Genomic DNA, 23,367 nt, shown 5'->3' with positions numbered 1-23,367 from the left:
GAAGAGTTATTATGTCGATACTCGAAGCGGAGAGATATTAAAAATTGGAGGAAAGGATACATGAAGAAGATAAGAGATAATAAGGGCAGAGCAGGTAGAATCATGCCACTTGCGGTTGCTGTTGTTGTATTTATCCTGTCATTCTGGGGGTGTGTGGGAGCGATATCAGTACGGGCAGAAGAACGCGAAGAAGAGAGCGATATAGAAGATGTTGCAGAACAGAACAGTGTGACACAGCGCCAGGCGGGCGGCACACATGTACTGACTTACTATGACACCAGGTACAACGACGGATTACTAAGAGTGGGATATTTTGAAATCGATGGTGGAACAACAGCAATGTGTGTGTGTCATGAGATGGAACCACCGACACAGACAGGAAGTACATTAACTACAGTAGCGGAGTATACGGCAGAAAATCGGGGGAACGAGCAGCTCCGGAAGATATATTACTATGGCTGGAAAGGCCCTGGAGATGTTGGAGCCAGCTATGTGGAAACATGTCTTGCCGGATCGGTAGCTAATGGTCATGATGATAATTATTATGGCTATGGACAGGCATTTATCAACCGGATCGCCGGACTTCCGGCAGCGCCGAAAGGATTTACGGTATATCTGCTGTCAGACGGAGCGGCGGCACATCAGAACCTGGGATATTGGGAATATCACCCGACAGGGTATGCAAGACTTAAAAAGACAGCGGAGGATAACGAATTGACGGAGGACAATCGCTGTTACACCCTTCAGGGGGCAGAATATGGTGTGTATGCAGACGAAAGCTGTACGGATCAGAAGGCGGTGCTTAAGACGGATGCGAATGGAGAAACGACGGCAGTAGAACTTGCACCGGGCAATTATTACGTAAAAGAAAAGCAGGCACCTTTTGGGTATCGGCTGAATACGAATGTATATCCTGTGACAGTGGAAGCGGAGAAGACTGCTGTGGCAGAAGTAAAGGATATACCGGTGTGGAATAAGGCAGAAGTGTCAATCTGCAAAGTAGATGCCGAAACTGGTGAAAGTCAGGCACTTGGTGGAGCGGATCTTGCCGGTGCGAAAATGCGTGTGAATTATTATGCAGGATATTATGAGACAGATAATCTTCCGGAGGTTCCGGAACGGAGCTGGGTATTGGAGACAAAGGAAGAAAAGGGAGAGTCCGATAGCGCATATGTATGTCGGCTGGATGAAGTACATCTTATAGAGGGTGATGCCTTCTATATGATGAATGATCAGGTGATACTGCCACTTGGAACGATCACGGTGGAAGAGATTGAGGCACCGAAAGGATATCTGCTGGATGGAATGCAGTTTCAGGATGAATCCGGGGAAGTACAGGAAGGCAGATATCTGACACAGATACGGCCGGACGGAGATACGGCTGTACTCACCGGGGGCAATGCGCATAAAGCATCAGATCATGTGATCCGTGGGGATCTGGAACTTATCAAGATTGCAGACGGCACCCATAAGAGACTTTCGAAAGTACCATTTAAGATTACCAGTAATACAACCGGGGAATCCCATGTGATCGTGACAGATGAGAACGGCTATGCATCAACGTCGGCAGAGTGGAATCTGCATACGTCAAATACGAATTGCGGAGAGAACATGGAGGATGGAGTCTGGTTTGGAATCGATACAGAGGGAACTCTGATTGCACCGGATGACTGCAAAGGTGCACTTCCGTATGATACTTATACGATTGAAGAGCTGAGGTGTGAGGCAAATCAGAATCATGAACTGATTCCACCTTTCGAAGTGACGATTAAAAAGGATCATGTGACGGTGGATCTTGGTACGATGACGGATGATAAGCCAGAGGTCCCGGAAGAACTGAATAAACCGGAGAAGGAGAAACAGGAAACTCCCGGACAGACTGTAAAAGCTCAGACAGTAAGAACCGGAGATGGAGCGAATTTATCAAATTGGATGCTTGTATGCATTCTTTCTTGCGTGGCTGTTATTGTGTGTGTTATGATTACACGTATGAAGAAAAGATAAAGGAGGCACATTCATCATGGGAATGACGATGACACAGAAGATTCTGGCTGCACATGCAGGTCTGGATCATGTGGAAGCAGGACAGCTTATTATGGCGAAGCTTGATATCGTTATGGCGAATGACATCACCGGACCAATGGCGCTGCCGATCTTCAGACAGATGGCAGATAAAGTGTTTGATAAAGATAAGGTTGTTCTGGTACCAGATCATTTTACACCGAATAAAGATATTAAGTCAGCAGAGAACTCCAAGGCAATTCGTGAGTTTGCGAAGGATCAAGGTCTCAGCTGGTATTTTGAACAGGGCAAATCAGGAGTAGAGCATGCGATTCTTCCGGAGGCAGGAGTGGTTACAGCAGGAGAATGCATCATTGGTGCAGATTCGCATACCTGTACATACGGAGCATTGGGAGCGTTCTCTACAGGCGTAGGTACGACCGACATTTCTACCGGTATGGCTACCGGAGAACTTTGGTTCAAGGTGCCGAGTGCGATCAAGTTTGTACTGAAGGGAGAACCGTCTGAGTTTGTAAGCGGTAAGGATATCATTATCCATATCATTGGTAAGATCGGCGTAGATGGAGCTCTGTATAAATCAATGGAATTTACAGGAGAAGGTGTGTCACATCTTTCCATGGATGACAGATTTACGATTGCTAACATGGCAATCGAAGCAGGTGCCAAGAATGGTATCTTCCCGGTAGATGAGCAGACAAAGGCTTATCTGGCAGAGCACTGCAAGAAGGAATACCATGTATATGAAGCAGATGAGGATGCTGTATACGAGGATGTGATCGAGATTGATCTTTCAGAAGTCCGTCCGACCGTTGCATTCCCACATCTTCCGGGCAATGCTAAGACAATCGACGAAGTAGAGGCTATGGAGCCTATTAAGATCGACCAGGTAGTGATCGGTTCCTGTACAAATGGACGTATGTCTGACCTGAGAAAGGCGGCAGCTATCCTCAAAGGACATACCGTACATCCGGATGTACGTGTTATGGTAGTTCCTGCTACACAGAAGATCTACAAGCAGTGTATCGCAGAAGGACTTCTGGACATCTTTGTAGATGCAGGATGTGCAGTTAATACACCAAGCTGCGGACCATGTATGGGAGGTCATATGGGTGTTATGGCAGCAGGTGAGAAATGTGTATCTACCACCAACCGTAACTTCGTTGGCCGTATGGGACATGTAGATTCTCTGATCTATCTTGCATCTCCGGAAGTGGCAGCAGCAAGTGCGATCGCCGGATGCATTGCGAATCCGGAAAAAGTAGGGGGTGACAGATAATGAAAGCATTAGGACATGTGTTTAAATATGGAGATAACGTAGATACAGACGTTATTATACCGGCCAGATATCTGAACTCTTTTGATCCACAGGAGCTGGCGAGCCATGCGATGGTAGATATTGATCCGGAATTTGCCGGGAAGGTACAGCCGGGAGATATTATCGTAGCGAGAAAGAACTTTGGCTGCGGATCTTCCAGAGAGCATGCACCGCTGTGTCTGAAGACTGCAGGCGTAAGCTGTGTTATCGCAGATACATTTGCACGAATCTTCTATCGTAATGCGATCAATATCGGACTTCCGATCATCGAATGTCCGGAAGCGGCAGAAGGAATTGACGCCGGAGATCAGGTTGAGATTGATTTTGACAGTGGACGTATATATAATCGTACCAAGGGTACTGAGTTCCAGGGACAGGCATTTCCTCCATTTATGCAGGAACTGATCTCTGCAGGTGGCCTGGTTAATTACATCAACAGCAAAAAGAACAAATAGTATATAACAGGAGAAATGATGATGGATGTACGATACAGAAGCACAAGAAATTCAGAGGTAACAGTAACAGCATCGCAGGCAATCTTAAAAGGTCTTGCGGATGATGGCGGTCTGTTTGTGCCGGATCATCTTCCAAAGTTATCTGTGTCTATGGAAGAATTAAAGGGAATGACATATCAGGAGACAGCTTATGCTGTAATGAAGGAATTCCTTACCGATTTTACTGAAGAAGAGCTGAAGAATTGTATTCAGAAGGCTTATGACAGTAAATTTGACACGGAAGAGATCGCACCATTAGTAAAAGTAGATGGCACATATTTTATTGAACTGTTTCACGGAGCAACGATCGCATTTAAAGATATGGCACTTTCCATTCTTCCACATCTTCTTACTACATCAGCTAAGAAGAATCACGTGAAGAATGAGATCGTGATCCTGACAGCAACTTCGGGAGATACCGGTAAGGCTGCTATGGCAGGTTTTGCCAATGTAGAAGGTACACGGATCATTGTGTTCTATCCGAAGAACGGAGTCAGCAAGGTACAGGAGATGCAGATGGTGACTCAGACCGGAGATAACGTAGACGTTGTAGCAATTCACGGCAACTTTGACAATGCGCAGAGCGGCGTGAAAGCAATGTTTGAAGATAAGAAGCTTGCAGAAGAGCTGGATAAGCATGGCTATCAGTTTTCATCTGCCAATTCAATCAACATCGGACGTCTGGTGCCGCAGGTGGTGTACTATGTATATGCCTATGCGAAGCTTTTGGATAATGAAGAAATACAGCCGGGAGAACAGATCAATGTTGTAGTTCCTACCGGTAACTTTGGCAATATTCTTGCTGCATACTATGCAAAGAATATGGGCGTTCCGATCGCAAAGCTGATCTGTGCATCCAATGAAAATAAAGTGCTGTTTGATTTCTTCCAGACTGGTGTGTATGACCGCAAGGACAGAGAGTTCAAACTGACTACATCACCATCTATGGATATTCTGATTTCCAGCAATCTTGAGAGACTGATCTATCAGATCGCAGGATGTGATGATAAGAAGAATGCAGAGTTGATGCAGGCATTGAAGAGTGAAGGTGTGTATGAGATTACTGACGCAATGAAAGCAGGATTGAAAGACTTTGCAGCGGGGTATGCAACAGAAGCGCAGACGGCAGAGACTATTCATGATGTTTATAAAAAGACAGGGTATGTAATGGATACACATACTGCAGTAGCGGCACATGTGTGTCAGGAATATCAGGAGAACTCAGGAGACAAGACAAAGTGTGTAGTTGCCTCCACAGCCAGCCCATACAAATTTGCAGGCAGCGTTATGGCAGCAATCGATGAGAAGTATGCATCTGTAGATGAATTCGATTTATTGAAAGAATTGAGTCAGGTATCTAACACAGAGATGCCGAATGCGATCAAGGAGATTCTGAATGCGAACATTCTTCACACACTGGAATGTGATGTTGATAAGATGGAAGATACTGTAAAGGCGATTCTCGAGTTATAGAAGAATATTTGTAATTTTATATATTTTTTACTAAAATAGTGGAAAAAAATATATGATTGGGTTATAATAACTACAGTGACCTGGGATGAGCGACAACTTCTGTTGTTTTGAACCTACATTACTTTAAACGGGACTCTTATATCTCCGTAATATGTCAGGCCTCCAGATACGCAGGGGAAGGCAGAAAAGCGGATGCGGACACCCACCTAGCAGCAGCTAGGAGTCAAGAGACAGAAACCGGCATTTCGGGATATACAAAAGATAAAAGAACGGCTGCAAAGCCGTTCTTTTTATGCCCAAAGGGGTATTATTTCTCGTCCGTGAGGCGGCTCGAATAGAGACGCCGCCCATGCATGAGCAAAATTAGCTGCGTAGCAGCGGAAAAGCACGAAGCATCGTGCGGTTTTGCGAATGCATGGGCGGGGTTCAAAAATGGGGTGGGGTTCTAAACCCACTACGAAGTTTCATACATTAGAGAAAGTAGTCTTGGAAAGAGATAAGAATACAAATATGAGAAGACAGAATCGATATATTTTATACATCATCAGTTTTATGGCGGTGCTTAGTCTGGTACTAGCGGGAATGCGTCTGGTACATCCGGAACGGATCGGAAATGGCAGATCCGGAGAGCAGACGGAGAGTAAATTGAAAGGACAGAGTGGAGAAACGGATCAGAATACCGGAATGGTGGAGAATCAGAATATCCGCGTGGCATTGATGATAAGCGGTTATGGAAGCGTGCTACACAGTTCGGTCAGTCTGGCAGCAGACAGTGGCCTGAGGCTAAAATATGATGGGCGGGAAGAAGATTGGACAGGAGGCGTGCTGACGCTTCTGGCAGATGATGTGCGGCTAAAGAATGGACATCTTTCGGCAGAACCGCTGAATCCGGATGAAGAGATCCGGGTGGAAAGTATTGAACGTGGCCGGGGAATACCATCTTATCAGGGAAAGATTGAAGTGTGGTCCGGTGAAGAAGGTATGACTGTGATTAATGAACTGCCGATGGAAAGCTATCTGTGCAGAGTTGTGCCGAGTGAGATGCCGGCGTCTTATGAAATGGAAGCATTGAAGGCGCAGGCGGTGTGTGCCAGAAGCTATGCAGTGCGACAGATGCAGGATTATGCATATCCGGAATATCAGGCACATGTCAATGACAGTGTAGAGTATCAGGTGTACAATAACAGTTATCCGGCAGATACAGCTACGCAGGCGGTAAAAGATACAACAGGGCAGGTGGTCTGGTATCAGGGAAACGTGGCTTCTACATATTATTTTTCGACTTCATGTGGAGAGACAACGGATATGACAGCCTGGGGCGGTGAGGTCAATGAAAGTAATGCATATCTTCAAAGTATATCTGTGTGTGGAGATGTCGGAGATTATGAAAAAGATCTGCCCTGGTATCAGTGGACGGCGGAGATATCATCAGAGCGAATGGCAGCACTTCTCAGTAATTATGCCGGTAAGGATCTGGGAACACTGGAGAGTGTGGAAGTAACCAGGCGAGGTGACGGCGATGTGGCAGCAGAATTGACGGCGGTTGGAACCGGAGGGAGTATTACGGTGGAGACAGAGAATAAGATTCGGACAGCCCTGGGAGGAAGCGGATATTCGATTGTAAGAAATGATGGACAGACCGTAGATAGTCAGAGATTACTTCCAAGTGCATTTATTTCTATAGAGAAGAAAGCGAATAGCTATGTGATCAGAGGCGGCGGCTATGGGCATGGTATCGGTATGAGCCAGAATGGAGCCAATGAAATGGCTAAGAATGGTAAAAATTACATGGAGATACTGAAATTATTTTATCAAAATGTAGAAATCCGATAGCGGAGAAACGGCTATTTGATATTTTTACTTGAAATAATTAAATGAAAATGGTATGATGCACATACTGATTTACGGAGGTTAGTATGAAAAGAGAGACCATAGAGAGGGTAATGAGAATTCCCAAGGATATGGGGAGACATCATGTTGGGGCATATGCAGCTCAGGCTGCATATTTCTTTATGTTATCGCTGATTCCGATTATATTGCTTTTGCTTACTATGGTAAGATATACGCCGGTTACGAAAGCAGATGTAATGACAGCAGTAGTGCAGGTATTTCCTACCAGTGTAGATTCCTTGATCACGTCAATTGTGAATCAGGTATATAACCAGTCAAGTACTATCATCCCGATTACAGTTATTGTGGCACTGTGGTCTGCCGGCAAGGGTGTATTATCAATTTCTACCGGATTTAATACAATTTATGGATGCCCAGAGACACGTAACTATATTTATCTGCGTTTTAGAGCGACATTTTATACAGTGCTGTTCCTGATTGCAATCATATTATTGCTGGTTATGTCGGTATTCGGTAATTCGCTGAATATATTTATCACGTCTCATATACCTGCCATTAAGCATGTGGCAAATAAATTGATGGAATTGAGGATGGCGATTACGCCGGTTGTGGTAATCGGTTTTTTACTTCTTATATATAAGTTTTTACCAAACCGAAAAGATCTGTTCCGCAAGCAGATTCCGGGAGCGATATTTACAGCGATTGGCTGGTTGGTCATATCTTGGGTATTTTCTGTATACCTGGATATTTTCAAAGGATTTTCGGATATGTACGGTAGTCTGACTACAATCGTGCTGATCATGCTCTGGCTGTATTTCTGTATGTACTGTGTGTTGTTTGGAGCACAACTTAATATCTATATGAAAGATGTACTCTTTACCGGAGCAGATAAAAAGGAAACTGCTGAAGAGAAGGCAGATATTACAGAAGGAGCTTCGGAAACAGCTTCAGAAACAGATTCAGAAACGTAAGAATCGGCTTGACATTAAAAAAGTCAGTGAGTATAATGGCTTTGTATTGTTTAAATCAAAGATAAAAGTGATGACCGTGTCAGTAGAGAACTGTTTTCCATCAGAGAGGGGCATACCACAGGCTGAAAGTAGCTCCGGGTTCAGGCAGGGATCGAATTTCCCACGTTAGCTGCATGTTTGAATATTTCGATATATGATGATTCGATAGTAGGACATGCCGTATTCGTACGTTACACGAACATGAGTGCCTGTCGTAAGATAGGAATCAGGGTGGTACCGCGAGTTAACCTCGTCCCTTTTGGGATGAGGTTTTTTTTACTTTACAGGAAATTGTTTTCCTGTAAAGTAAAAACCGCTCCGCGAGGATGCGCACTGCGGCGGATAAGGTAGATGTCGCAAGCGACCGCCGCAGGCGCGAGAATGTGCCTTGGCACATTCTTTGTTCTATTCGTTCAGTGACTCTGAACGATATAGATATTTAAGGAAGAGGAAACATAGTCATTTAATTATTTATGAAAGAGAAAGGAAGAGAAGGATGAAAGAAAGATTGGAAAGCATCCGCAGAGAAGCCATTGAAGCAATTCAGTCTGCTGATGTACCGGAGAAATTGAACGAAGCCCGCGTCAGATTCCTTGGTAAAAAAGGAGAACTGACTGCTGTTCTTAAAGGAATGAAAGATGTAGCACCGGAAGAAAGACCGAAAGTAGGTCAGATGGTTAATGAGACACGTGCAGCCATCGAAGAGATTCTGGAAGAAAGCAAGCAGAAAATGGAGCGTGCGATCCGCGAAGAAAAGATGAAACAGGAAGTTATCGACGTTACACTGCCGGCTAAGAAGAACATGGTAGGACACCGTCATCCGAATACGATCGCACTGGAAGAAGTAGAACGTATTTTCATCGGTATGGGATACGAAGTAGTAGAAGGACCGGAAGTAGAATACGATCTGTATAACTTTGAGAAACTGAATATTCCGGCAGATCATCCGGCAAAGGATGAGCAGGATACTTTCTATATCAATGATGATATTGTGCTGAGAACACAGACATCACCGGTACAGGCCCGTGTAATGGAACAGGGCAAGCTGCCAATCCGTATGATCGCACCTGGACGAGTATTCCGTTCAGATGAAGTGGATGCAACACATTCACCATCCTTCCATCAGATCGAAGGACTGGTTATCGATAAGAACATTTCATTCGCAGACCTGAAAGGAACACTGGAAGTATTTGCAAAGGAACTGTTCGGTGAAGATACCAAGACAAAGTTCCGCCCACATCATTTCCCATTCACAGAGCCAAGCGCTGAGGTAGATGTAAGCTGCTTCAAGTGCGGCGGTAAGGGATGCCGTTTCTGTAAAGGATCCGGATGGATCGAGATTCTGGGATGCGGAATGGTACATCCACACGTACTCGAAATGTGCGGAATTGATCCGGAAGAATACACAGGATTCGCATTTGGTGTAGGACTGGAAAGAATCGCACTTCTGAAATACGAAATCGACGACATGAGATTACTGTACGAAAACGATATCAGATTCTTGAAACAGTTCTAGTGAGCACACAACAGAAGGAAGCACGAATAAGTGTTACATTGAAAGGAGATTATAATGGATACTTCATTATCATGGATAAAAGCATATGTGCCGGATCTGGATGTGACAGCGCAGGAATATACCGATGCGATGACACTTTCCGGTACAAAAGTAGAAGGATTTGAAAAAATGGATGCAGATCTGGACCGCATCGTAGTAGGTCAGATCGACAAGATTGAGAAGCATCCGGATGCAGATAAACTGATCATTTGTCAGGTAAATATCGGAACTGAGACGATTCAGATCGTTACAGGTGCTCCGAATGTAAAAGAAGGAGACAAAGTGCCGGTTGTTCTGGACGGCGGACGTGTAGCCGGAGGTCACGAGCCTGGACAGCGCGTTGCCGGCGGCATCAAGATTAAGAAAGGCAAGCTTCGCGGTGTGCCGAGTAACGGTATGATGTGTTCCATCGAAGAATTGGGATCTAACCGTGATATGTACCCGGAGGCACCAGAATACGGTATCTACATTTTCCAGAAAGATGTAGAAGTAGGAAGCAGTGCGATCAGCGCGCTGGGACTGGATGATGTGGTATTTGAATATGAGATTACATCCAACCGTGTAGACTGCTACAGCGTGATCGGTATTGCAAGAGAAGCAGCAGCTACATTCCGCAAGGAATTCCATCCGCCGGTTGTAACACCGACTGGCAATGACGAGGATGTCAATGACTATGTAAAGGTTACAGTCAAGGATCAGGAACTCTGCCCGAGATATACAGCAAGAGTTGTAAAAAATATTAAGATCGGACCGTCACCGGAGTGGATGCAGAGAAGACTGGCATCTGTTGGAATCCGCCCGATTAACAATCTGGTAGATATTACCAACTATGTAATGGAAGAATATGGACAGCCGATGCATGCGTATGATCTGGATACGATCGCAGGCCGCGAGATCGTAGTGCGCCGTGCAGAAGATGGTGAGAAATTCGTAACTCTGGATGGACAGGAAAGAGAGATGGACAGCTCTGTACTGATGATCTGTGATGGCGAAAAATCGATCGGTGTAGCAGGTATCATGGGTGGCGAGAACTCTATGATTACAGATAATGTTAAGACAATGCTGTTCGAAGCTGCATGCTTCAACGGAACCAACATCCGTAAATCAGCTAAGAAGATCGGACTTCGTACCGATGCATCCGGAAAATTCGAGAAAGGTCTGGATCCGGAAAATGCACAGGCAGCCATCGACCGCGCATGCCAGTTAGTAGAAGAAATGGGTGCCGGAGAAGTTGTAGGCGGAATGGTAGACGTCTATGCGGAGAAGAGAGAGCCGTCAAGAGTTACATTTGACGCAGAGAAGATCAATGCACTTCTCGGAACAGATCTGACGAAAGAACAGATGCTTGGCTATCTGAAGTTAGTAGAACTGGAATATGATGAGACTACGAATGAGATCGTAGCTCCGACCTTCCGTCAGGATATCCACCGTCTGGCAGACGTGGCAGAGGAAGTGGCAAGATTCTTCGGATATGACAATATTCCGACCACACTTCCAAGCGGAGAAGCTACGACAGGTAAACTGTCTTACAAGCTGCGTATTGAAGAGGTGGCAAGAAATATCGCAGAATTCTGCGGATTCAGCCAGGGTATGTCATACTCCTTCGAGAGCCCGAAGGTATTTGATAAATTATTACTGCCGGAGGATTCCAAGCTTCGTCAGGCAATTGAGATCCGTAACCCGCTGGGTGAGGATTACAGCGTGATGAGAACGACATCCCTGAACGGTATGCTGACATCACTTGCTACCAACTACAACCGTAGAAATAAAAATGTAAAATTATACGAACTTGGAAATGTATATCTGCCAAAGGCACTTCCATTGACAGAACTTCCGGATGAGCGTATGCAGTTCACTCTGGGTATGTACGGAGAAGGCGATTTCTTCAGCATGAAGGGTGTCGTAGAAGAGTTCTTTGACAAGATCGGACTGCGAGGGAAAGAGACTTACGATCCAAACGCAGGCAAGACATTCCTGCATCCGGGACGTCAGGCTAATATCATTTACGATGGAACCGTAGTCGGATATCTGGGAGAAGTACATCCGGACGTTGCAGATATCTACGGAATCGGAGAGAGAGCATACATCGCAGTAATTGATATGCCGGAGATCGTAGCGCGTGCTACATTTGACCGTAAGTACGAGGGAATTGCCAAGTTCCCGGCTGTAAACCGTGACCTTAGTATGGTAGTGCCGAAGAACATCATGGTAGGACAGATTGAAGAAGTAATTGAGAAAAATGGCGGAGCTCATCTGGAGAGCTACTCACTGTTTGACCTGTACGAAGGAGCTCAGATCAAACCGGGATTCAAGTCTGTAGCTTACTCTATTACATTCCGTGCAAAAGACAGAACACTGGAAGAGTCAGATATATCTAAAGCAATGGATAAGATTCTTGCTGGTCTGGAAGCAATGGGAATTGAGCTTCGTAAATAGAACGGAGAGATAAGATAATATGAAACGACAGGATTTTTATTTTGATTTGCCGGAAGAATTGATCGCACAGGATCCGCTGGAGGACCGCTCCAGCTCCAGGCTCCTGGTGTTAGATAAAGAGACTGGCGAGACCTCTCATCACATTTTTAAAGAAATCGTGGATTATCTGAACCCGGGAGACTGTCTGGTGATCAATGACACCAAGGTAATTCCGGCCAGACTGATCGGTGCCCGTGAGGGAACCGGAGCCAAGATTGAAGTGCTTCTGCTGAAGCGTAAAGAGAACAATGTGTGGGAGACGCTGGTAAAACCTGGCAAGAAAGCAAGACCAGGCACACGGATCGTGTTCGGCGAAGGTCTGCTGGTTGGTGAAGTCATCGATGTCGTAGAGGAAGGCAACCGCCTGATCAAGTTTGAGTACGAAGGAATCTTTGAGGAGATTCTGGATCAGCTCGGACAGATGCCATTACCGCCGTATATCACGCATCAGCTTGAGGACAAGAATCGTTACCAGACCGTATATGCCAAGCATACCGGATCTGCGGCTGCACCGACAGCGGGACTGCATTTTACACCGGAACTGCTGAAGCAGATCGAGGAAAAAGGTATAGATATTGCCAGAGTTACACTGCATGTAGGACTTGGAACCTTCCGCCCGGTTAAGGTAGATGACATTCTGGAGCATCACATGCATTCAGAATTTTACCATATTGATGCCGAAGCGGCTGAGAAGATTAACCGTGCCAAGGACAATGGCGGACGCGTGATCTGCGTGGGAACCACAAGCTGCAGAACCGTAGAGTCAGCAGCAGATGAGAACGGACGCCTCAGAGAATGCAGCGGATGGACAGAGATCTTCATTTATCCGGGATACAAGTTCAAGATTCTGGATGCACTGATCACGAATTTCCATCTGCCGGAGTCTACACTGATCATGCTGGTATCCGCACTGGCAGGCAGAGAGCATGTGCTGAATGCATATCAGGAAGCAATCCAGAAGAGATATCGATTCTTCTCCTTTGGGGATGCGATGTTTATAAAGTAGAATATAAACAGAAAAGGATCTGTTGCTTTACGATTGAGAAATCGTGAAGTGGCAGATTTTTTTGTATTGCGATGAGTAAAAGTTTGAGTTGGATCAGGACCTTGACAATCGCATACAATCTTGGAATGTGTTTTTTGATACTTACGAAGATTATTTTTTGATGATGATTTATGTTTTGGGAATTTGTCTGCCAGAAAATATTCATGGGCAGAAAATATATAATTCATGGTCAATATTTCGAAGCGATGATAAAATTATGTTATAATTTGTAACAAAAAATCTCCTTTTATTGTATTATTATATCAGAATGGCAAGCAGTATACATTTGTATGGAGGGAGAATATTGATAAATATCGCAATAGTGGATAATGAGAAAAGCGTCTTGGAAAATATCCGTGGAATTTTGTTAAATCTGTCGGGGGAATTCAAAGATGTACATATAGACACGTATGAGAAAGCGGAGGATTTCCTAGTGGCATTTGAAACAATCAGATACCAGATTTTGATTTCTGATGTGGATATGCCGGAGATAAACGGTATTGAAATGGGCAAAAAAGCGCGCGATCGTGATCCGAATATTTATATTATTTTTCTTACGGCTTATGTGGAATATGCAATTGAAAGCTATCGTATGGAAGCATACCAGTATATTCTAAAAGAGGATGTTGAAGAAAGACTGCCGGAAATAATGGAGAGACTGATTGAGATTGTGCGGAATCATTCGATAAAGTATTGCTATATAGGTTCGGAGACACAGAGAGTGAAAATGTGTCAGGATGATATTATCTATATACAAAAAGCGAAAGGAACAAAGTATACGAGCTTTTTTACCGTGAAAGGTGAAGTACGTGAACGAATCAGTATTGAGAATGTTTTGGAAAAATTAATGAGTGATGAATTTGTAATAGTCGATAGGAGCAGTGTGGTTAATTTAAGGCATATTATGAAAGTCAGGGATAATGTGATTTATCTGAGCAATGGAGATGCTGTTGAAGCAAGTCATGCAAGGATCAAAAAAGTAAAAGAAAATATTCGGAAATACTGGGAGGAGCGATAGCTGTGGGGAGTGTATGTTTTATCCTGTTGTTCGTAGTTTCTTTGGTGGAAGTTATAACAGGCTATTATTTGATGTTATATACCATTTTTGACAGAAAAAAGATGAACAGATGTTATAAAGGTATTCTAGTAGTGAGTTCTCTGTTTATTTCTGTTTTACTGACTGCAAACAGGCGTTTATGGTTCTTTTCGAGAACTATGTTCCTGGTGGAGGTCATTTTATTTTGTCTTGTTATATTTGTCATAAGGAAAAAAGGATATTTGTTTATATTCAGCTATGTTTGGCTGTATTATGGAGTGCTTACATTGTTGGATTTCATAATAGCTTTTTTTAGTATGACATTGTTGGGAGAGAAGTTTTTGCCAAGAGTTTTTTTGAATGCAGTATCTTTGGAACAAATTGTTATCTTTACATTATCACGAATAATTCTTATATGGTTAGCGATATTGATCATAAAATATAAGTGGAAGATTAATGAAGAGTATACAGGATATTTTGTGTTGATTGACATGATTATATCTCTTTTGATACTTAGGTATCAGAAAAAACTGGTTGAAATGGCTATAGGAGAAATATCCATGAACGGGTTGGATAGTGGCTTTTCGCTCCTTGTTGTATTGGCGATTATTACAATAATCGTGCTCATCTTCCTGAAAAATCGCCTTATGGCAAAAGACCAGAAGATACTGGAATTACATGATAGTATTTTGGAACAAAGATACCAAGCTTTGTTAGAGAGTACAGAAAATAGCTGGCGTGCAGTACATGATATAAGACATCACCTGCTGGGGCTGCGTATGATGGTTCGAAAGGGGGAATGGCAGCGAATAGAAGATTATTTGAATGAACTTGATCAGGAATATCTTGAGGTGAAAGGTGTAGTATGGACCGGAAATTACTTTCTTGATTTTATATTGACACAGAAGAAACAAAAAGCGGAAGAAAAAGGAATACGTTTTGATATAGAAACGGAGATGGTGACGATCGGTGGTCTGACAGAAGCAGAACAAAGCATACTGTTTGGAAATCTGATTGATCATGCGATTGAGAACTGTGAAGAAGCAGATGAACAAGGCAACTGGATACGTGTTGAAATAAAAAAGCGGATGGATATGACTTTAATAAAAATCAGTAATAATGTTGTGAAACGACCGTTATTTTTGAAAAAAAGACTAATCAGCGGTGCGGCAAATTCGTCTGTGCATGGATATGGAATGAAAAGCGTAGAACGAATCGTGGATCGTCATGACGGGGAACTGGTTCAGGAGACCTTAGAAGATCGATATTGTGTAATGGTCAGTTTTTTTGATAATATATGAAGGAGGGAGAAAATGAAGGAGCAAGAAATGATGAACTATGGCGGTGATATTTTAAAAGAACTACAGGAATATAATATGCTAATGGATGAAGCGGAACAAGTAGTTGTGTATGCTACACAGTCAGGCAATTGTTCGGGATTTTTGACAATCATATGTTGTTAGGGAATGAGCGGAATGAGAAACATTCCGCTTTTGTTATATAAAACGCTTAATATGGAATTAAGAGGATAAGAAAAGAAATGAGAAAAAATATAGAGAAAGAAGAAATATTGTTTGATGAATTTTATAGATTTTTTTTAAGAAAAACAATGGATCAATTAAATGAGAAAATAGAGTGTTATAGAGAATATACATCTGATCGGGTAATTGAAAGATTTAGACAATATGCCAAGATGTGTTTACAGGGAATCGCGGTTAGGACTTTGATTGTCGAAATGCATATATGTAAAGAAAAAGGTTTGTTAGGAAATGGAAATGCAGAAGAACAATATAAAGTGTTTTGTAAAGCTATAGTAGGAAAAGCAGAATTCATCACATATATGAAAAAGAAGTATCCAGTGTTATTTGAATGTATAGAAGCTAGATTAGAAATGGCAAGAGATTGTTACATAGAAATAATTATGCATTTTAAGAAAGACATCCTTCAGCTTCAAAAGGCAATAAAGGATGATACTGTGTGGCGTATAGAAGATATCTGCAGTAGTGACTCAGATTTTCACAATTGCGGAAAGCAAGTATTTGTAATTGAATTAGATAATGGAAAGAAAATAATATACAAACCCCATTCTATGGAAAATGAAATGGAATATATGACTTTATTACGGTGGATTTCAGAAGGTATCGGAATAGAACAATATCAATATTCAATTATAAGTCGTGAAAACTATAGCTGGTGTGAAGTAGTTTCTTATGAAAATTGCGTGCAGGAATGGGAGTTACAACAATATTATAAAAGATTAGGAATACAGTTATTTTTAGTATACTTATTAGGAACAAAAGATCTTCATTCTGAAAATTTGATAGCTCATGGAGAATATCCTGTTTTTGTGGATTTAGAAACATTGGTAAATATCCAATACAATCAAAAGCGTGAAACGGCTTTTCAAGAGATTTGCTATCAATTGTCAAATTCAGTGTTGTATACAGGAATATTGCCATTTTATCATTTTAATCAAAAAGGAAAAGGAATTAATGCCAGTGGAATTAATGGTACGGAGAATCAAAAATATCCAATACAAGTACCTGTGGTTATGGATCCATATACTTCAGATATGAAGATTGGTTATATACATCCCCGCAGCAAACGAACACACAACTTAGCTTTATTAAGAGGAGAATTTGTTGCACCGATACAGTATATAGAAAATATGAAAGAAGGATTTAGTCTTGCATATAAGTATGCTTTAAGAAAAAAGAACGAGTTTGCAAAAAAAATGCAAAAACTTAAATATTTGCAGAGTCGATATTTACTTCAAGATACACAGAGATATAGCATGTTGGTGTCAGCTTCGTATCATCCAAGCTTATTGCTGAATAGAAGCAAAAGAGAGAAATTTTTAAGTCAAATCAAAAACGGAAGAAATTGTGAACGAAAAGAAATTCTCAAAGTGGAAGAAAAAGCGTTATGGAGAGGTGATATTCCATATTTTAGTTATTTATTAAATGATACAGCATTAGTTTCAGCAGATGGAGAGAGAATAGAAAATTACTTTGAAAAAACTCCATTAGATCTTGTCTATGAGAAACTGGATAAGTTAGGTGAGGCGGATTTAGAAAAACAATGTGAATTTATCCAATATTCAATGAGATTAACGGTGGAGAACAGAGGGAATGTAGAAAATAGTTATTACGAGGTGGATTGTATCAAAAATCATGACGTAAAGAATCAAAAATATATACAGAAAATAATTGAAGAATTATCCAAGAGGCTTCAGGGTTACGCGGTGTGGAATGATAAACATACAGAGGTTAGCTGGTTTACAGTACAAATGTTTTCATTTGGTAAACCGACATGGGACATTCAACCGATGAATATGTATCTGTATGATGGATTGTCTGGAATGCTTCTAATTATGTATGAGATGCAAAAGAAAAATAAACAGAAATTTTATGAGTATTATGACACGCTTCGAAACATGTTGTGGAAATATACTGACTATATGTATGAGAATCTCGGTAGCGGGAATGTAAGAAATACAGGATTATATGATGGCGAAGGCTCAGTATTGTATACGTATTGTCTTTTGTGCAAACGAGGGGAAAGAGAATATCTATGGTATGCAAAAAAACATGCTATGGTTGTGAGAAAAATGCTAAAATATGATCAAAAATGTGACTTATTAAACGGAAATGCAGGAGGAGCACTGGCATTAATAAACTTATATGAGTTGACTGGTGATCATATATATCTGTCATATGCAGAAGAAGCAGTTGTGTTATTAGAGGATAATGCAATAGAGATGGAACAAGGAATAGGATGGATTGTAGAAAGTGAATATCCACCTTTTACAGGTATGGCACATGGGAATAGTGGATTTATATTGCCGGTCGCCTCACTATTGCAGTATACAGGAAAAGAAAAATATAATCTTTTATGCCACAAAATATTAAATTATGAAAATTCATTATATGATGAAAGATTAGGAAATTGGCGTGATGTACGAGGTGGTACAATGGAGAATACAATTGATTCAGTGTCATGGTGCCATGGAGCTGGTGGAATTCTTTTATCTAGGGTATATTGCTATGAAAAAATACAAAACGAAGAGATAAGAAAAATACTGGAAAGAGATATTGTTCGATCATATCAGAAGCTGCGGGGATATGGAAGACGTGAAAGCTGGATTCTTTGTCATGGAATTTGCGGTAATACATGGATTTTGAAAAGAACTCGAAAAATTGTAGAGCAGATTGTCGGAAAAGAAGAAGTTATAGATATAACTGAAAGGCGAGAAAAAATATCACTTTTACCACAGGAAAGTTTGAATCCTGGATTAATGAATGGGTATGGAGGTATTTTATTGTATTTACTAGTAAACGAATAAAGAGAATGATTTGTTTATGGTCACAAACTAAATTACTGAAGGTCAAAGCATTTGTATTTCAATGAATATCTGGTATCTAATGATAGTGGAGGAATCACTTATATTGATGGAAGTGAGAAGAATTAATAAAGGGCTAAATAGAAACTGTTCATGGACAAACGGTTGAGAAATAAAAAGAGTTTTCGTATGATCGAGATATATTTAGATACTTAAATGAATAATAATTGAGGAAAGGGAGGAAAATTGAATGAAACGAATGATAAGCGGAATAGTGGCATGGTTGTTAGTGTTATGTGTGATGTTGGACATGCCAGTAAATGCAAAAGACAATGTGGATGATGATTTGATTAAATTTACTGAGGCGGATGCTGTAGAAGCTGCTGAAATTTTTGTGAAAAATAATTGCATAGACGGAGAAATTGTTGGAATGAATCCAATTAAATTCTATAATATAGAGAATCGACCAATCGGATATATTATAGAAATATATAACGAAAATATATTATATGGATATGTTATTTTTGATTCAACATGTGAAGGACTTATAAGTGAATATAGTATTGGAGAAAATGTTAAATCTCCATATGCAAATGCTTTGGAGGAAAGTGAAATTTCTTCATATGCACTTCGAGAAACAAAAGTATATAAGCTGGATGCACTTACATATGGAATATATGATACAGATAAGGATGATATAGAAACGAATACAGGAGAGAGTATTGAGGCAGAATCTATTATTCCTAGAGAAAGTGCGAGAAGTGGTGCAACACATGAGTGGGATGATATTTTTATAAATAAGGATTCTATAAGCTTATATTATATATTAGAGGCAGCAAATTATACTGATATTTTTTGTGCGTTTACGGAATCATACGTAGAAAATATGACAGGTAAATATGCCTGTGGGGTATCTGCGATGGGAGCTTGTGCAGATTATTTTGGCGTTTGGGATTGGAGTGATTTCGCTGGAGATTATCAAAGATTATGGGATTTATCTGGAACATATGCTATAAAAAATGAGAATGGAATAATATATGGATCAACTTCTTATTACAATATAGGTCCAGCATTTAAAACATTTTGCGCAGAAAATGGGTTAAGTATTAGTGTGAATGCAACATATGCACCAACATATTCTTTTTTTAAAAACTGTATTGATAATGGAGGAATTGGAGTTTTTGGATGCAATATCAACACTACAAGTGGAAATCTTGGACACATTATGGCAATGGAAGGATATTATCAATATATAAGCAAGGAAACGAATACTCGTTTACATTTATTAAAAGTAGCAGATGGATGGGGGACATCACCGAGATATGTGAATTTTGATTTTTCTGATTATACATATGTTGCGGGAGTTTCTTTTGTGGAATAATTGAAGTGCGGAGTAATGGAAAATGAAAAAAGAGTGGAAAGTTACAATTCTTGTGATACTAGTAGAAGTATTGTTTGCTTGGATTTGTTATACAGCACCAGGAACAGGAAGAAGAAATCCACTGCTTTTAGAGGAAAAAGGTGAGATAATAAATGTTGATTTATACAAACAACAAATCACTGTTCAACTAGATGGTTTGAATAATTATTATGATGGATTGAAATTGCAACCATATGATAACAATCCAATAGTTTTGAATTGTAGGTGGATGGAAGATAGTGCATCAGTTTTAAAAGAAATAAAAAATGGCGATGAAGTGATATATATGCATTATGATAATAAGCCGGATAGAGTTGAAAGATTAGAAGTTTTATATGAAGAACAAGCTGTTGTAACAGGAGTTTTTTTGTACCGTAATGAAATTAAAGTAAAACTTAGACCGCATAAATCTATATATGATTTTTATGCAAAAGAGGAGGTGCTATTGGATTGTAAATATATATATCAAGAGAACAATGTTTTAAATTCTTTGGAGGTGTCAGATGAAATTAGATTTACACATTTTTATAACGAACCATATGAAATAAAAACTATAGAACGGGAGGAGTGATATTTGTGAAAAAAATTATAAGAATGTTAATTTGTGTACAATTATTGTTAGTATTAATAGCACAGACGGTTTTTGCTCAAGATACTGGAAAAGGAGCAGATATACAAAGTAAAAAGAATTATTTGATTGAAAAAGGATATGATGAAGAAATATTATCTTATTTATCAGATGACAATATAAATTCTGTATATCACAAATTAAAATATGATTTTCATGGAAAAGCAAAAGTATCTGCGCAGATTAATCGTTCAGGTGAAATGATAAGCAATTATGCAACAAGAGCTGCTATAAATAAAACACAATTAGAAATAAAAAGCATTGTTAATAATTATATGTATGACTCAGGAGAAATATTGGGATGTGAATTGATTCTCTCTTATGAATGGTTAGTAACTCCAACAACTAATGGAAAAGATGCAATTACTGTAAATTGGGATCCTACATATTTTTCTCTTGCAGAAATGGGAGGGTTTAATGGTTCTTCTTCTATAATTAATTCGGCAACAGAGAATGAAGAATTTTTCAATTTTGGAATGACAGTTAATGCTTTAAATACTGGAGGAGCCGGATGGAATATTGATGTTTTTAAATCGGATACAGAAAAAACACTACAAACGAATCCGAAAGGTCAGATGACACTTTTCTTTGAACCAAATTATTCATTTAACGCTTCTGATGATGTGGTAATGCGATTTACTACAATGTATTATCAAAATAAAGCAACAGATGATTCGTTGATTAATTTTTCTACGAATGGAACTGGAGTGCAGGCTGTAGGAACATCAACAGACACTATGAGAAATATTGTACAATATATTTCTAACATGGTTGATGTGACTGGCTAAAATGCATAATTTAAGTAGTTACTGACTGAAAGCTGTTAAAAAACTGACCTGCCGCATCTTTTTACAAATGCGGCAGGTCTTTTGTCGTTCGGTTCATAATCGTAATAACGAATGCATATGTCCCTTACAGAAAGTATATTACATATCAATCAGAAACGAGCTCGGTCCTATTCAGAACTATTTAGCGATTATGGTCGACCTGATCCATGTACTGGATAAGGCGCATTACCTGACTGGTATAGCCCCATTCATTGTCATAGAAACAGATCACCTTGAAAAAGTGGGAATTCACCTGAATGCCCTGTCGTGCGTCGAAGATGGAAGCATGAGAATCTCCGATGAAATCAGAAGATACTACTTCATCATCCACATAATCCAGAATACCGGACAAATATGTCATAGAGGCTTCCTGAACTTTTTTGCAGATTTCTTCGTAAGATGCCGATTTCTTCAAAGCTACGTTTAAGTCAACAACAGATACATCTGAAGTAGGTACGCGATAAGAGATGCCACTCATTTTGTCCTTCAATGAAGGAATTACGAGGGAGATCGCTTTAGCTGCTCCGGTGGTAGATGGGATTAGATTGCCAAATGCAGAACGGCCGGTTCTCCAGTCCTTCTGAGAACGGCTGTCAACAACCTTCTGCTTAGCAGTAGCTGCGTGGATCGTGGACATGAGTCCGTATTCAATACCGTAATTGTCTTCTAGAATCTTGCAGATCGGTGCCAGACAGTTCGTCGTGCAGGATGCGTTAGAAACTACGGGCATATCACTGTTGTATTCGGTATGGTTTACACCCATGATAAAAGTAGGTGTCTCTTCATCTTTTGCAGGAGCAGATATAATAACCTTTTTAGCCCCGCCTTGCAGATGATCCATAGCTTTCTGCGTTGTGCAGTAGGCACCGGTTGCATCAATGATATATTCAGCACCACAGCTGTCCCATGGGATCAGAGAAGCGTCCGATTCAGAGAACACAGGAATCTTCTGACCATTGATGATCAGACCCTGCTCATATGTGTCAAGCTCCCCCTGGAAACGTCCGAATGTTGAATCATAGCGGACCATATATTTCATGTAGTCCAGATCAGCATTACGCACGTTGATCCCACAAAGTTTAAAAGTATCTGGTTGACTGATGGCAATACGGAGAGCGACGCGTCCGATGCGTCCAAATCCGTTGATGCCAATTGAAATTGCCATTTTACAATTACCTCCTATAAGTCATATTAAATGCATAGAGCACCCGCAGATATCCTGGGTGCGGTTATTCTGACCGAGCAATGTAACTGGCTTTTTCTGATTTGATGTAATTTACTGTCAGTGTAACATAGAATAATGAAAAATACTATATATAGAAGAGTAATTAAAATATTAACGAAAATACATACAAGATAGCTGACTGATTGAAAACTTTGTGAAGAAATGTTATGATTTTAAGCAGAAATAATACATATGGGAGGCTGTTATGAGAGAGGAACGTTTTAAGATGGAGCGCCCGGGTTTGGTAGAAGAAGGACAGGAAGTTGTGATTAGCGAACGAAGTCCGAGCACCGGGAGATATACTTATCTGGTAGAACCATCCATTGCCATGTCGGGAATATACCGCACAGCGGAGCGGATCCGGGACAGGAAAGGCGTGATCAGGAAGATTGAGGAGACTGACCGGGGATTTTATCTGATTGTGGAGATAGAGCAGTAATAAGAGAGCTTTTGCAGGGAGAATATACTTGCGAAAGTTCTCTTTTTTTACTTTACAGGAAATTGCTTTCCTGTAAAGTAAAAAACGCTCCGCGAGGATGCGCACTGCGGCGGATGAGGTAGATGTCGCAAGCGACCGCCGCAGGCGCGAGAATGTGCCAAGGCACATTCTTTGTTCTATTTATGGTTTGACAAAAAATGCACAAGTTAA

At 40.8% G+C, this 23,367-nt stretch carries 18 protein-coding genes, 1 other RNA gene and 1 other annotated feature; of the genes, 18 read left to right on the top strand and 1 reads right to left on the bottom strand.

The features are described from left to right. Positions 1–60: 60 nt before the first annotated feature. The 17 genes from OCV65_RS05265 to OCV65_RS05185 all read left to right on the top strand — a co-directional run bounded on the left by OCV65_RS05265 (position 61) and on the right by OCV65_RS05185 (position 21,454). Entirely contained in the window at positions 61–2,004 is a 1,944-nt protein-coding gene (locus OCV65_RS05265) for an MSCRAMM family protein (protein ID WP_262581208.1), read from the top strand. 16 nt (positions 2,005–2,020) lie between these two features. Continuing rightward, on the top strand, positions 2,021–3,298 hold the full coding sequence (gene leuC, locus OCV65_RS05260; protein WP_118384023.1) for a 3-isopropylmalate dehydratase large subunit: 1,278 nt from the start codon (positions 2,021–2,023) through the stop codon (positions 3,296–3,298). Beyond that, complete coding sequence (locus OCV65_RS05255) at positions 3,298–3,792, top strand: 3-isopropylmalate dehydratase small subunit (RefSeq protein WP_118384024.1); 495 nt, start codon at positions 3,298–3,300, stop codon at positions 3,790–3,792. The genes leuC and OCV65_RS05255 overlap by 1 nt, the downstream gene beginning before the upstream one ends. A 21-nt stretch (positions 3,793–3,813) precedes the next feature. After that, a complete protein-coding gene (gene thrC, locus OCV65_RS05250; protein ID WP_262581207.1) occupies positions 3,814–5,304 on the top strand; it encodes a threonine synthase in 1,491 nt (496 codons plus the stop codon). Between the two features lie 74 nt (positions 5,305–5,378). After that, positions 5,379–5,560: non-coding RNA, 6S RNA (gene ssrS, locus OCV65_RS05245), on the top strand. 254 nt (positions 5,561–5,814) lie between these two features. Beyond that, positions 5,815–7,137: a SpoIID/LytB domain-containing protein gene (locus tag OCV65_RS05240; RefSeq protein WP_262581206.1), complete on the top strand. Its 1,323-nt coding sequence runs from the start codon at positions 5,815–5,817 to the stop codon at positions 7,135–7,137. Positions 7,138–7,220: 83 nt separating this feature from the next. Beyond that, positions 7,221–8,126 (top strand): YihY/virulence factor BrkB family protein, encoded by a 906-nt coding sequence (locus OCV65_RS05235; protein ID WP_118384026.1) that lies wholly within the window; start codon positions 7,221–7,223, stop codon positions 8,124–8,126. A gap of 61 nt (positions 8,127–8,187) precedes the next feature. Further along, positions 8,188–8,426: a binding site (T-box leader), on the top strand. 235 nt (positions 8,427–8,661) lie between these two features. Further along, positions 8,662–9,681, top strand: coding sequence for a phenylalanine--tRNA ligase subunit alpha (gene pheS, locus OCV65_RS05230; protein WP_118384027.1), 1,020 nt, complete (start codon positions 8,662–8,664; stop codon positions 9,679–9,681). Between the two features lie 54 nt (positions 9,682–9,735). After that, positions 9,736–12,156, top strand: coding sequence for a phenylalanine--tRNA ligase subunit beta (pheT, locus tag OCV65_RS05225; protein WP_262581205.1), 2,421 nt, complete (start codon positions 9,736–9,738; stop codon positions 12,154–12,156). 19 nt (positions 12,157–12,175) lie between these two features. Then, positions 12,176–13,201: a tRNA preQ1(34) S-adenosylmethionine ribosyltransferase-isomerase QueA gene (gene queA / locus OCV65_RS05220; RefSeq protein WP_262581204.1), complete on the top strand. Its 1,026-nt coding sequence runs from the start codon at positions 12,176–12,178 to the stop codon at positions 13,199–13,201. A 307-nt stretch (positions 13,202–13,508) separates the two neighbouring features. Then, complete coding sequence (locus OCV65_RS05215) at positions 13,509–14,258, top strand: LytR/AlgR family response regulator transcription factor (RefSeq protein ID WP_262581203.1); 750 nt, start codon at positions 13,509–13,511, stop codon at positions 14,256–14,258. Positions 14,259–14,260: 2 nt separating this feature from the next. Next, positions 14,261–15,577 carry a sensor histidine kinase gene (locus OCV65_RS05210; protein ID WP_262581201.1) on the top strand — a complete coding sequence of 439 codons (1,317 nt, stop codon included), beginning with the start codon at positions 14,261–14,263 and terminating at the stop codon, positions 15,575–15,577. Positions 15,578–15,589: 12 nt separating this feature from the next. Further along, positions 15,590–15,739, top strand: a complete 150-nt coding sequence (locus OCV65_RS05205) for a hypothetical protein (RefSeq protein ID WP_262581199.1) — start codon at positions 15,590–15,592, stop codon at positions 15,737–15,739. Between the two features lie 77 nt (positions 15,740–15,816). Beyond that, positions 15,817–18,621: a type 2 lanthipeptide synthetase LanM gene (gene lanM / locus OCV65_RS05200; protein ID WP_262581197.1), complete on the top strand. Its 2,805-nt coding sequence runs from the start codon at positions 15,817–15,819 to the stop codon at positions 18,619–18,621. Between the two features lie 247 nt (positions 18,622–18,868). After that, positions 18,869–19,999 carry a hypothetical protein gene (locus OCV65_RS05195; RefSeq protein WP_262581196.1) on the top strand — a complete coding sequence of 377 codons (1,131 nt, stop codon included), beginning with the start codon at positions 18,869–18,871 and terminating at the stop codon, positions 19,997–19,999. 22 nt (positions 20,000–20,021) lie between these two features. Then, a complete protein-coding gene (locus tag OCV65_RS05190) occupies positions 20,022–20,609 on the top strand; it encodes a hypothetical protein (RefSeq protein WP_262581194.1) in 588 nt (195 codons plus the stop codon). Between the two features lie 5 nt (positions 20,610–20,614). Next, positions 20,615–21,454, top strand: coding sequence for a hypothetical protein (locus OCV65_RS05185; protein WP_262581192.1), 840 nt, complete (start codon positions 20,615–20,617; stop codon positions 21,452–21,454). 181 nt (positions 21,455–21,635) lie between these two features. Here OCV65_RS05185 and gap read toward each other — a convergent pair whose 3' ends face one another. Further along, positions 21,636–22,658: a type I glyceraldehyde-3-phosphate dehydrogenase gene (gap, locus tag OCV65_RS05180; RefSeq protein ID WP_262581190.1), complete on the bottom strand. Its 1,023-nt coding sequence runs from the start codon at positions 22,656–22,658 to the stop codon at positions 21,636–21,638. A 265-nt stretch (positions 22,659–22,923) separates the two neighbouring features. On the opposite strand from gap, the gene OCV65_RS05175 reads away from it, so the two are divergent. Then, positions 22,924–23,157, top strand: coding sequence for a hypothetical protein (locus OCV65_RS05175; RefSeq protein ID WP_118384039.1), 234 nt, complete (start codon positions 22,924–22,926; stop codon positions 23,155–23,157). Positions 23,158–23,367 lie beyond the last annotated feature (210 nt).

Source organism: Dorea ammoniilytica (genome assembly GCF_025567415.1).
In the GTDB taxonomy this organism is placed as follows: domain Bacteria; phylum Bacillota; class Clostridia; order Lachnospirales; family Lachnospiraceae; genus Claveliimonas; species Claveliimonas ammoniilytica.
This window is presented reverse-complemented; position numbering and strand designations above follow the sequence as displayed.

Coding starts and splice junctions, on each gene's coding strand:
- gap (WP_262581190.1), bottom strand. CDS start 22,658: ATGGCAATTTCAATTGGCATCAACGGATTTGGACGCATCGGACGCGTC.
- OCV65_RS05235 (WP_118384026.1), top strand. CDS start 7,221: ATGAAAAGAGAGACCATAGAGAGGGTAATGAGAATTCCCAAGGATATG.
- pheS (WP_118384027.1), top strand. CDS start 8,662: ATGAAAGAAAGATTGGAAAGCATCCGCAGAGAAGCCATTGAAGCAATT.
- lanM (WP_262581197.1), top strand. CDS start 15,817: ATGAGAAAAAATATAGAGAAAGAAGAAATATTGTTTGATGAATTTTAT.
- OCV65_RS05215 (WP_262581203.1), top strand. CDS start 13,509: ATGGCAAGCAGTATACATTTGTATGGAGGGAGAATATTGATAAATATC.
- OCV65_RS05205 (WP_262581199.1), top strand. CDS start 15,590: ATGAAGGAGCAAGAAATGATGAACTATGGCGGTGATATTTTAAAAGAA.
- OCV65_RS05195 (WP_262581196.1), top strand. CDS start 18,869: ATGAAACGAATGATAAGCGGAATAGTGGCATGGTTGTTAGTGTTATGT.
- thrC (WP_262581207.1), top strand. CDS start 3,814: ATGGATGTACGATACAGAAGCACAAGAAATTCAGAGGTAACAGTAACA.
- OCV65_RS05175 (WP_118384039.1), top strand. CDS start 22,924: ATGAGAGAGGAACGTTTTAAGATGGAGCGCCCGGGTTTGGTAGAAGAA.
- OCV65_RS05265 (WP_262581208.1), top strand. CDS start 61: ATGAAGAAGATAAGAGATAATAAGGGCAGAGCAGGTAGAATCATGCCA.
- pheT (WP_262581205.1), top strand. CDS start 9,736: ATGGATACTTCATTATCATGGATAAAAGCATATGTGCCGGATCTGGAT.
- OCV65_RS05255 (WP_118384024.1), top strand. CDS start 3,298: ATGAAAGCATTAGGACATGTGTTTAAATATGGAGATAACGTAGATACA.
- OCV65_RS05240 (WP_262581206.1), top strand. CDS start 5,815: ATGAGAAGACAGAATCGATATATTTTATACATCATCAGTTTTATGGCG.
- queA (WP_262581204.1), top strand. CDS start 12,176: ATGAAACGACAGGATTTTTATTTTGATTTGCCGGAAGAATTGATCGCA.
- OCV65_RS05190 (WP_262581194.1), top strand. CDS start 20,022: ATGAAAAAAGAGTGGAAAGTTACAATTCTTGTGATACTAGTAGAAGTA.
- leuC (WP_118384023.1), top strand. CDS start 2,021: ATGGGAATGACGATGACACAGAAGATTCTGGCTGCACATGCAGGTCTG.